The sequence below is a fragment of the Roseiarcus sp. genome, assembly GCF_052145395.1.
Lineage (GTDB): Bacteria > Pseudomonadota > Alphaproteobacteria > Rhizobiales > Beijerinckiaceae > Roseiarcus.
Genome location: NZ_JBKQOT010000715.1, coordinates 1 through 5,671 on the forward strand (window position 1 = coordinate 1; position 5,671 = coordinate 5,671).

Annotated in this window: 8 protein-coding genes and 1 pseudogene; all 9 read right to left on the minus strand. The window is 65.4% G+C overall.

From position 1 onward, the window contains the following. The coding region (locus ACLP25_RS24560) for a helix-turn-helix domain-containing protein (RefSeq protein WP_442471741.1) at nucleotides 1–242 on the minus strand (242 nt) is incomplete at its 3' end. Beyond that, the gene (locus ACLP25_RS24565; protein ID WP_442471742.1) at nucleotides 239–943 is read right to left on the minus strand and encodes a hypothetical protein; all 705 of its coding nucleotides are present in this window, start codon (nucleotides 941–943) and stop codon (nucleotides 239–241) included. The genes ACLP25_RS24565 and ACLP25_RS24560, both read right to left, overlap by 4 nt. A 53-nt stretch (nucleotides 944–996) precedes the next feature. Then, entirely contained in the window at nucleotides 997–1,989 is a 993-nt protein-coding gene (locus ACLP25_RS24570) for an ABC transporter substrate-binding protein (RefSeq protein WP_442471743.1), read from the minus strand. A 65-nt stretch (nucleotides 1,990–2,054) separates the two neighbouring features. Continuing rightward, nucleotides 2,055–2,831, minus strand: coding sequence for an ABC transporter permease (locus ACLP25_RS24575; RefSeq protein ID WP_442471744.1), 777 nt, complete (start codon nucleotides 2,829–2,831; stop codon nucleotides 2,055–2,057). Continuing rightward, nucleotides 2,828–3,694, minus strand: coding sequence for an ABC transporter permease (locus ACLP25_RS24580; RefSeq protein WP_442471745.1), 867 nt, complete (start codon nucleotides 3,692–3,694; stop codon nucleotides 2,828–2,830). Before ACLP25_RS24580 ends, ACLP25_RS24575 begins: the two co-directional genes overlap by 4 nt. Beyond that, nucleotides 3,691–4,125, minus strand: a complete 435-nt coding sequence (locus tag ACLP25_RS24585) for a hypothetical protein (protein ID WP_442471746.1) — start codon at nucleotides 4,123–4,125, stop codon at nucleotides 3,691–3,693. Before ACLP25_RS24585 ends, ACLP25_RS24580 begins: the two co-directional genes overlap by 4 nt. Then, nucleotides 4,110–4,448, minus strand: a complete 339-nt coding sequence (locus tag ACLP25_RS24590; protein ID WP_442471747.1) for a hypothetical protein — start codon at nucleotides 4,446–4,448, stop codon at nucleotides 4,110–4,112. Before ACLP25_RS24590 ends, ACLP25_RS24585 begins: the two co-directional genes overlap by 16 nt. Before the next feature lie 55 nt (nucleotides 4,449–4,503). Next, complete coding sequence (locus tag ACLP25_RS24595) at nucleotides 4,504–5,340, minus strand: ABC transporter ATP-binding protein (protein WP_442471748.1); 837 nt, start codon at nucleotides 5,338–5,340, stop codon at nucleotides 4,504–4,506. Between the two features lie 13 nt (nucleotides 5,341–5,353). Beyond that, nucleotides 5,354–5,671: pseudogene (locus ACLP25_RS24600) on the minus strand (dihydropyrimidinase); the annotation flags it as partial.

Consider the following 5,671-nt stretch of genomic DNA (forward strand, 5'->3'; position numbering starts at 1 on the left):
CCCTTGAGATCGAACAGGACGAGTTCTTCGACTCCACCTTCGTTGAAGGCCTTGAGCCAGTCGCGGATGGTCGAATCGTCGACGAGCAGCGCCTCGGCGACCTCGGCGTAGGACCAACCCTTGTCGAGCAGAAGAATGGCGTTCGCCCGGCGAGCGATGCGATGCTCCTCCAGCCCATCCCTGGCGATCTTCACCAGGTCGGTCCGATCCGCCGGGCGGAGGAAATTGCGGTCCGTTTTCACCAAGCGACTGGAATCGATCCCGCTGATTCGGTCAAACGATTTTTCGGATGTCCGAGGATTCCCGCTATAACGAACTCGTACTCGACCTCGATGTGCGAATAGGCATAACTGTACATATTCCCGACGTTGATGGTGGCCGGGTCAGCGTACGTGTCCGTAGACACATCCACTCGGTATCGGACACCATACCAGTCGGACGCCGCAGGATACTGGTCGTCTAGCCCCTTGCACAGCAACAGCATTCTCTTGATATGATTTTCGAAGGTCTTGTGGGCGTTGTTGGCCGCCGACGTCAGCGGCGTCAGGTTTTCAACTGCGTTTCCGCTGCCTCCGAACTCCGCGTTGAGCAGGTGCCCGGCGACCCAGCTCTTAGGACTGTTGCCGTTCAGAAGGCCCATGAGGGGCTGAAGGCTCGTTGAGTTTGTCGGGGTGCCCCGCCTCTGCCCATCACCGAGGTCGGGGCCAAGCAATCCGGCCATGGAAGAGCCGCCTGTGATGACCTGCGCATTGGCCGGCGCCGTCAATGGGCATGGGCCGTAGGAACGGCTTGCGCCGTGAGCTACATGAACAAGGTCTCGGACGATGTTTTCCGGTCTGTTCCGCTTGAGCGGGTTTGGGTTTGGAACGATCCGATGCGCCAAGCCGAGCCTCGCAACCCAGACCGCGAGCGGCTCGTTGGGCCACTCGCGGCGATAGATCACCTTTCCTAAACGGGCGATAGGTCGTCTTTCCTAAACGAAGGAAGACGCGCCGTCTACTTCCCGAGCGCCTTGTCGGTCACGGCGGTGGTGTAAGCGCCGACGGGCTCCTTCGAGATGACGGGGTCGGAGCCGCCGGTCAGCAGCGTCTTCACCGTGCGCTCGTAGTCGGCCTTGTCGAGCCTGCCGTCGGACCCTGCAGTGAGCTTGTTGATCTCGCTTAGCATCTGCGTCTGGTGGTGCTCGGTCTGGGCGCCGGTCGAATCGTTGTCGAGCACGATCTTCACCGCTTCGTCGGGATGTTCCTGGGCGTATTTCCACCCCTCCATTGAGGCCTTGACGAAGCGCGCCATCTTGTCGACGAACGCCGGGTCCTTGAGCTTGTCCTCCATCACGTAAAGGCCGTCCTCGAGGGTCGAGACGCCCTGGTCCTCGTACTTGAAGACGACGAGCTGCTCGGGCTTGTAGCCGGCGTCGATGACCTGCCAGTATTCGTTGTAGGTCATCGTCGAGATGCAGTCGGCCTGCTTCTGAATGAGCGGGTCGACGTTGAACCCCTGCTTGACCACCTTGACGCCGCCCGGCGAGCCGTCGGTCTTGAAGCCGAGCTTGCTCATCCAGTTCAGGAACGGATATTCATTGCCGTAGAACCAGACGCCGAGCGTGCGGTCCTTGAGGTCGGCCGGGGTCTTGATGCCGGTGTCGGCGCGGCAGGTGAGCTCGAGGCCCGAGTGCTTGAACGGCTGGGCGATGTTGACCATCGGCGCGCCCTTCTCGCGCGCGGCGAGCGCGGCCGGCATCCAGTCGACGACGACGTCGGCGCCCCCGCCTGCCAGCACCTGCTCGGGCGCCACGTCCGGTCCGCCCGGCTTGATCGTGACGCCGAGACCCTCCTGCTTGTAGAAGCCCTTGTCTTTGGCGACGTAATAGCCGGCGAATTGCGCCTGCGTGACCCACTTGAGCTGCAGCGTCACCTTGTCGTCGGCGTGCGCCGCGCCCGCCGCGAGCATCGCCACCATGCTGATCAGACCCGTGAGCGTGTTCTTCATTTTTCAACCTCCGCTTTTTGAACCGCATCTTCCCCATCGCCGCGCACCTCCCCGCGGCGCGAAGCTCATGCCTCTCTCGCCCGGAAAGAGGCGTGCCAGAACGTCACACGGCGTTCGATCAAGGCCACGAGCGCATAGAACAGCGAGCCGGCCAGCGCCGCGACGAGAATCGTCGCCCACACCATGTCGATGCCGAGGTGGCCGACTTCGGTCGAGATGCGGAAGCCCATGCCGACCGTCGGCGTGCCGAAGAACTCGGCCACGATCGCGCCGATCATAGCTAGCGTCGTGTTGATCTTGAGGGCGTTGAAGACAAACGGCAGCGCGGCGGGCAGGCGCAGCGCGACGAGCGTCTGCCAATAGCTCGCCGCATAGGTCTTCATCAGGTCCTTTTCCATGGCGCTTGCGCTCTCGAGCCCGGCGACCGCATTCACCAGCATCGGGAAGAAGGTCATCACCACGACGACGGCCGCCTTCGACGGCCAGTCGAAGCCGAACCACATGACCATGATCGGGGCGATCCCGACGATCGGCAGCGCCGAAACCAGGTTGCCGAGCGGCAACAGGCCGCGCTGCAGGAAGAGCGAGCGGTCGACGAGGACGGCGACGACAAGCCCCGCGCCCGAGCCGACCGCGTAGCCCATAAGCAAGCCCTTGATCGTCTGCCAGAAGTCCGCCGCCAGCGTCGGGATCGAGGTGAAGAACCGCAGCGCGATGGCCGACGGCGTCGGCAGAATGATGGCCGGGACATGCGCGGCCCGCACGACGAGCTCCCACAGCGCCAGCACCACGAGGCCGAACAGGAACGGCGGCACGAGGTCGGCCATGCGGCGGTCGATCATCGGACGAACCCCATGCGGTGCTCGGCGAGCCGCCCCATGAGGCCGATGATCCCGACCAGCGCCGCCGACAGCGCCGCAGCGGCGAACAGGGCGGCCCAGATCTGCACCGTCTGGCCATAGTAGGACCCGGCGAGCAGGCGGGCGCCGAGACCGCCGTCCTCGCTCTTGGTGACTTCGGCGACGATCGCGCCGACGAGGGCCGCGGCCGCGCCGATCTTCATGCTGGCGAAGAAGTACGGAGCGCTCGCGGGCGCGCGCAGCTTGACGAACGTCTGGCCTTGCGACGCGGAATAGGTGCGCATCAGGTCGAGTTGAAGCGGGTCGGGCGAACGGAAGCCCTTCACCATGCCGACCGTCACCGGGAAGAACGACAGATAGGCGGCGATGGCGGCCTTCGGCGCGATTCCGGTGATGTTGAACTGGTTGAGGATCACGACGATCATCGGGGCGAGCGCGATGATCGGCACGGTCTGCGAGGCGACCAGCCAGGGTGTGAGGGAGCGGTCGAGCCAACGCACCGACACGATCACGACCGCAAGGCCGATGCCGAGCGCGGCGCCGATGACGAAGCCGATCAGCGTCTCCTCGAGCGTGATCAGGGCGTGATAGACGAGGCTGCGCTTCGAGGTCGGCGGAGTCGCGACGATGAGCTTAATCATCTCGGCGGCGACCTGATGCGGCCCGGGCAGCTTCGGCCGCTCCATATTGAGCGAAGCGACGATCAGATCTTGCGTCGAGTAGTCCGCGCGGCCGGCGTTCGTGTAGGCGTCGCGCTGCAGCGGCGCGTTCATCCAGACCGCGAAGGCATACCAGATCGCGAGGACGGCGAGGACGACGGTTGTGATTGGGAGGATGGATTTCATGGCGGGCCGTTCGACGCCAGCCGCGGGGTCACGGAAAGCACGTGGCAGTCGTCGTCGATCGTGATGTCGACGTCGTACTGTCCCCCGCCGCCGCCGAACACGTCGACCTCGACCCGCCGGAGGTTCGGTCCGAAAGCCATAGGATCGCCGTAGATCTGCATCTGCCCCAGCGGACCGGTTTGCCCCATTGCTCTCAGAGCCGTGGCGTTCAGGACGGCGGTGCAGTCGAAGGGCCTGCCGACGACGCCCGCGACCTCGACGCGGCCCCTGCCGTGCCGCGCCACCTCGACGTGTCTCCTGACGCCGCTCACCGCCTCCACGTGCCTTCTGGCGATCCCCGCCAGGCCAGGCGCGGCGATGCCCAGCATGACGGAGACCGCCGTCACGCAGGGGGCTGCGATGGGGATCGCCGCATTCACCGGACCGGCCATTCGTTCGATTCGAGCCGCGTGCTTGCGGAGAGAACGTTGCACGCGTCGTCGATCGCAAGGTCGACGGCGTAGATCTCGGTCCGGGCGCCGATCACGTTGACCTCGACCCGCAAGAGGTGAGGATTGAACACCGTGGGCGGCCCATAGATCTGCATCTGCCCGAGCGGGTTGGTCCTGTTCATCGCCCGCAGGGCGGCCGTGTTGACCCGCGCAACGCACGCGGGCGCGATTTTCGCGGCGCTTGGAAAGTCGAGCGCGAACGCGCCCGGCGCGGCGGCGGCGACAGTCGAAACGCCGAGGACAAAGCCCGCAAGAGCGCGCATCGCCCCGACGCGTCGAAGGGAAGGCGCCCGCGCTCCGACGCCAAGGCGGACCCGCCTACGCATCATAGGAGTGCCCTGCTCGCAGGCCGTGCCGGACGCGATTTGCGATCGCCAAAAATTCGGGCGTTTCGCGGATCTCCAGTTGACGGTCCCGGGGAAAGTTGCACGCAATCACGTCGGTAATTCGTCCGGGACGTGGCGACATGACGACGATGTGCGTCGACAGGAACACCGCCTCGGGGATCGAGTGGGTGACGAACAGCACCGTCTTGCCGGTCACCTCCCACAAGGTCAGGAGCTGCTGGTTCAGCATGTCGCGCACGATCTCGTCGAGCGCTCCGAACGGCTCGTCCATCAGCAAGATGTCGGGGTCGAGCGAGAGGGCGCGGGCGATCGAGGCGCGTTGCTGCATGCCGCCTGACAATTGCCAGGGGAACTTGTTGCCGAACCCGGTGAGGTTGACGAGCTCGAGGCCCCTCTTCACTCGCTCTTCGCGTTCGGCCTTGGAGAAGCCCATGATCTCGAGCGGCAGCGCGATATTGCGCGCCACCGTCCGCCAGGGATAGAGCGCCGGCGCCTGGAACACGTAGCCATAGGCGCGCTTCAGGCGCGCCTCCTCCGCGCTCATGCCGTCGACGCGGATGTCGCCCTCGGTCGCCGACTCGAGATCGGCGACGGCGCGCAAGAGCGTGGTCTTGCCGCAGCCCGAGGGGCCAATGAACGAGACGAACTCGCCGCGCGCCACCTTGAGATTCACATGGCTGAGCGCGTGCACTGGCCCGTCGCGCGTTTCGAAGCGCAGCGAGACGTCGCTGATCTCGATCGCGGGCTCGGGCGTCGGCGTCGCTCCGACGCCGTCCGCGGCCGGTTTGGGGATGGCCGCCGTCTCCATCTTCGCGCGTCTCTCAGCGCGCCACCGCGCGGGGCGCGGTGAAGTCCTTGTAGCGCCTGAGCGCGCGGGCATCCGCCGGGAACGGCTGACGGCCGATGAACCGGCCGCGGCCGATTTCCGCCTGCACTCGTCCGTCGCGGAACACGACCTCGCCGCGCGATAGCGTGTAGCGGGGCAGGCCCGTAACCTTCATGCCCTCGAAAACGTTGTAGTCGATCACCGAGACCTGGTTCTTGGCCGAGATCGTCTTCATCGCCTTCGGGTCCCAGACCGCGATGTCGGCGTCGGCGCCGGGCGCGATCAGGCCCTTGCGCGGATACATGTTGAGGAT